The 4,539-nt window shown below is 70.4% G+C and carries 3 protein-coding genes and 1 pseudogene; 3 read left to right on the forward strand and 1 reads right to left on the reverse strand.

Going from position 1 to position 4,539, the window contains the following annotated elements; translation table 11 throughout:
- Positions 1 to 787 (forward strand): annotated as a pseudogene (locus DQP56_RS22660) (primosome assembly protein PriA); the annotation flags it as partial.
- Positions 788 to 838: 51 nt separating this feature from the next.
- Here DQP56_RS22660 and DQP56_RS22665 read toward each other — a convergent pair.
- Positions 839 to 1,819, reverse strand: a complete 981-nt coding sequence (locus tag DQP56_RS22665) for an Acg family FMN-binding oxidoreductase (RefSeq protein ID WP_112689244.1) — start codon at positions 1,817 to 1,819, stop codon at positions 839 to 841.
- Positions 1,820 to 2,022: 203 nt separating this feature from the next.
- Here DQP56_RS22665 and DQP56_RS22670 point away from each other — a divergent pair, with 203 nt between their 5' ends.
- Both DQP56_RS22670 and DQP56_RS22675 read left to right on the forward strand, forming a co-directional pair.
- Positions 2,023 to 2,907, forward strand: coding sequence for a universal stress protein (locus DQP56_RS22670; RefSeq protein WP_112689246.1), 885 nt, complete (start codon positions 2,023 to 2,025; stop codon positions 2,905 to 2,907).
- A gap of 33 nt (positions 2,908 to 2,940) precedes the next feature.
- Positions 2,941 to 4,440, forward strand: a complete 1,500-nt coding sequence (locus DQP56_RS22675) for a bifunctional aminoglycoside phosphotransferase/ATP-binding protein (protein WP_165825118.1) — start codon at positions 2,941 to 2,943, stop codon at positions 4,438 to 4,440.
- The last annotated feature ends 99 nt before the right edge of the window (positions 4,441 to 4,539 follow it).

The raw sequence follows: 4,539 nt of genomic DNA on the forward strand, positions 1-4,539 counted from the left end.
GCCGCAGCGCGGCGGTGCGGCACTGTGCCGGTGGTGCGGCCGGGTCGATCCGGCGCTGCGGTGTGGGCGCTGCGGCTCGGATTCGGTACGCGCGGTGGTGATCGGCGCGCGGCGTACTGCCGAAGAACTCGGCCGCGCCTTCCCGGGCACCCCGGTCATCACCTCCGCCGGGGACACCATCATTGAGCGCACCGATGACGGGCCCGCGTTGGTGATCGCCACCCCCGGTGCCGAACCGCGAACCCCGAACGGCTACGGGGCGGGACTGCTGCTGGACAGCTGGGCGCTGCTGGGCCGCCAGGACCTGCGCGCCGCCGAAGACACGCTGCGCCGCTGGATGGCCGCGGCGGCGCTGGTGCGCGACCATGCTGCCGGCGGGGTGGTGACGGTGGTGGCCGAGTCGTCGATCCCGACCGTGCAGGCGCTCATCCGGTGGGACCCGGTCGGCCATGCCGATGCCGAACTGGGCGCCCGTGCCGAGGTCGGACTGCCGCCGGCGGTGCATATCGCCACCGTCGACGGTGACGTGGAGTCGGTGACGGCGCTGCTGGAGCAAGCGCGGTTACCCGACGGCGCCGAACCGCTGGGCCCGGTACCGCTGCCGCCCGGGGTGCGGCGCCCGGCCGGTATCGACGACGAGTCGGCCGTGATCCGGATGCTGGTCCGGGTGGGCCGCGATCACGGCCTTGCGCTGGCCGCGGCGCTGCGTGACAGCATCGGTGTGCTCAGCGCCCGCGGGTCACACCGCCCGGCGCGGGTGCAGATCGACCCGCTGCACATCGGCTGACCCGCCGATGACGAGGCCAGATCGCCCGGCCTTCCCGCGCGGTGACCGCCCCTATCTCCCTTGGACTGTCAGGACCTCGTCCAGCGGGCGCCGGCCGGTGCGCGGTGATTCTTCGCTGGCGGGCGCGTGCCCGATCCGGATCAGCACCTGCGGGAGGGCATCACCGCCCACCAGTGTCTCGACGATCTCCCGGGACGCCTGTACCTCGATCAGGTGTGTCAGCGGGCAGGTGGCCAGTCCGGCGATCGTGCACTCCAGCAGGACGGCCGAGAGCGCTTCGCCGGTCGCCAGGGCGTCGGCGCGGCTATCGCTGTCGGTCGACAGCACCACGACCGTGGCCTGGTCCTCGCTGAGGTGAACCCGCCGTTCCTGCCGGTGGCCGACCGGAAAGGTGCGCCCGATGCCCACCCGGTCAGCTTCGGCGAGCGACGCCAACGAGCGGTAGGGGATTCCCGCGGACTCCTCGAACGGCACCGTCCAGCGACTCAGTTCGGCATGGTAGTTGGAGTCGTAGAGCCGCAACGATTCCGCCAACTGCGACGCCTGCGCAAGCCGAGGGCGGGCGTCCTCGGGCAGCACATCCAGATGCACCCGAATGTGGCCGATGTGGTTGCGCAGCACAGGCTCGAACAACTCCCAGTTCGACGGCGCCGCCAGCGCCAAGCGATCGCTGCGCCGCACCCGGATCGCCTCTACGCGGCGATGGTGTCCGGCGGTGACAAAGCCCATCCGGGCGAAGCGGATCGACGCGAGATGATCGGGGTCGTTGGGATTGGGAAACCGCTGCACCTCGGTGCGTAGGCCGACCGCGGCCACGGCGGCCCGAAGATGATCCAGCGCCGCACCGCACCCGATGACCGCCTGGCGCCCGGATCGATCCGACGGAAGTACCCGGCCGGGGTCGACGAACAACCGGAGCTCGTCGCCGTCGAGCACCCAGCGCCACGGCTGGATGTTGTGCTGCGACGGGGCCCGGCATGCGGTCTGCACCGCATCCCGGATCGTTTCGGTCGCGACCAACGCGGCAGACACCTCAGTCCTCCGATCTCCACCTATCACCCATGATCCCGTGAACCGAGCGCCGGCGAAAGGGCCGTTGGCACTCTGCGGGTCGTCGTCCTACCTGCATAGCAGGCCAACGGCCCCCGGGGTCAGGGCCAACGACTCCTGCGAACCGGCCCGGCCTGCCGTAGCTTCGAGGTCGGGGCGGGCGACGATGGCTGGAGGGCCGCACGATGTCACAAGCGGAGAACACCCGCGGGATAGTGGTGGGTGTCGATGGATCGGCCGAATCCGATGCGGCGGTCGCCTGGGCGACGGACGAGGCGGCGATGCGCAACCTGCCGCTCAGCCTGTTGCATGTGGTGACCCCGCTGGAGACCGGATGGCCGCCGGACCCGCGGTCTGACGGCATGCCCAGCTGGCAGGCCGACGCGGCGCGAGGGGTCCTCGAACGGGCCCGCGGTGTTGTCGAATCCCGCGGGCACGCGGTACCCGCGGTGCACACCGAGATTGCCTACTCCCAGGTCGTCGCCACGTTGATCGGTGCCAGCAATGGCAGTTGGATGACCGTCGTCGGGAGCACGGGCCTGGGCGCGATCGGCCGCTTGCTGCTGGGCTCGGTGAGCACCAGCCTGATCCATCACGGCCACGGCCCGGTGGCGGTCATCCGGACGGATCGCGCCGTCGCCGACGACGCACCGGTGGTGGTGGGGATCGACGGATCGCCGGCCTCGGAGACCGCGGCGGCGCTGGCGTTCGACGAGGCGTCCCACCGGGGAGTGCCACTGGTGGCGTTGCACGCCTGGAGCGACGTCGGGGTCATGCCGCTGCTGAACATCGACCGCAGCGGCTACGAAGAGCAGGCACACGAGATTCTCGCGGAACGGCTTGCCGGCTACCAAGAGCAGTATCCCGATGTGACCGTGCACCGGAAGGTGGTCAGTGACCAGCCCGCACGCTGGTTGATCCACGCGGCCGAGCAGGCCCAACTGGTGGTGGTCGGCAGTCGCGGCCGTGGCGGATTCGCGAGTCAGCTGTTGGGTTCGGTCAGTTCCGCGGTAGCCCAGGCGGCGGGGATTCCGGTGATCGTGGTCCGCCCCCGGCCCGCCGCGAAATGACCTTGGCCGCATCGATCGTCAACACTGGAAGCCATGGCGTCTGAGATAGAGCAGGCGGCGCCCTACGTTCAGGCACACGAAACGCACTCCGGCGTGGTGGTGCTGGTGGGTGACCGGGCTTACAAGGCCAAAAAGCCGCTGCAGACCGACTTCCTCGATTTCCGCACCGTGGTGCAGCGCGAGCAGGCGTGTAGGCGAGAAGTCGAGCTCAACAGCCGCCTTGCCCCCGATAGCTATCTCGGGGTGGCCCACTTTCAGGGACCCGCCGGCGCGCCGGCCGAACCGGTCATTGTGATGCGGCGCTATCACGACGAAGAACGGCTGGCCTCGATGGTCAAGCGCGCCGAGCCCGTCGAACACGTGCTGGACCGCATCGCCGGCCTGCTGGCCGATTTCCACGACCGCGCCGAGCGCAGCCCGACGATCAGCCGGCAGGGGGACCTCGAGGCGGTCCGGCGGCGCTGGGACGACAACTTTCCCACGCTGCACCAGCACGCCGGCACCGCTGTGCCACCCGAAACCGTGCAGCGGGTGCAGGATCTCGGCGCCGAATACCTGAGTGGCCGGGCGGAGCTGTTCACCCGGCGCGTCGAGCAGGGCTGCATCGTCGACGGCCACGCCGATTTGCTCGCCGACGACATCTTCTGGGTGGATGGCCGGCCGGTGCTGCTCGACTGCCTGGAGTTCAGTGACGAACTGCGCTATGTCGACCGCATCGACGACGCCGCCTTCCTGGCCATGGACCTGGAGTTCCTGGGACGCAAGGATCTCGGTGACTATTTCCTGGAGCGCTACGCGGCAGGTTCGGGCGATACCGCGGCACGCTCGCTGCGGGATTTCTACATCGCCTACCGCGCGCTGGTGCGGGCCAAAGTCGACTGTGTGCGGCTGACTCAGGGCAAGCGGGGGGCCGCGGCGGTGGCGGCCGAGCACCTGGACATCGCCTTGCGTCACCTGGAGGCCGGTGCCGTGCGGTTGGTGCTCGTCGGCGGCGGGCCCGGTACCGGGAAGTCGACGCTGGCCGGCGCACTCGCCGGCCACGTCGGTGCGGTGGTGGTGTCCACCGACGACGTGCGCCGGGAACTGCGCAGTTCCGGGCAGCTCAGCGGCGAGGCCGGCAGCCTCGGCGCGGGTCTCTACGCACCCGCCAATGTCGCGGCCGTCTATCGCGCGGTACTGCAGCGGGCGGGCCGGTATCTGGGCGACGGAGTGTCGGTCGTGCTCGACGGCACCTGGCGTGACGCGGAGATCCGCGCCGAAGCACACCGGCTGGCCCACGACAAGCGTGCCGCGTTCGGCGAGATCCGCTGTGTGGTACCGATCGAGGTCGCCGCCGAGCGCGTCAGGACCAGGGCGGCGGGCAACTCCGATGCGACACCCCAGATCGCCGGCGCGCTGGGCGCTGACGACTTCGAGTGGGACACCGCGCATCACCTCGACACGTCCAAGCCGCTCGATGAGTGCGTGCAAGAGGCCCACGAGCACTGGCAGGCCGCCATTGCACAGCCGTACGGGGACGGCGCCGCGCGGTAGCCGCCGCCGCGACCCGTCGCTTCCCTAAACTGTCCCGGTGCGCATCGTCTTCGCCGGCACCCCGGACACCGCGTTGCCGTCGTTGCAGCGGCTGATCGA

The sequence above is a fragment of the Mycolicibacter senuensis genome, from assembly GCF_003284925.1.
Classification (GTDB): Bacteria; Actinomycetota; Actinomycetes; order Mycobacteriales; family Mycobacteriaceae; genus Mycobacterium; species Mycobacterium algericum_A.

Coding starts and splice junctions, on each gene's coding strand:
- DQP56_RS22670 (WP_112689246.1), top strand. CDS start 2,023: ATGTCACAAGCGGAGAACACCCGCGGGATAGTGGTGGGTGTCGATGGA.
- DQP56_RS22675 (WP_165825118.1), top strand. CDS start 2,941: ATGGCGTCTGAGATAGAGCAGGCGGCGCCCTACGTTCAGGCACACGAA.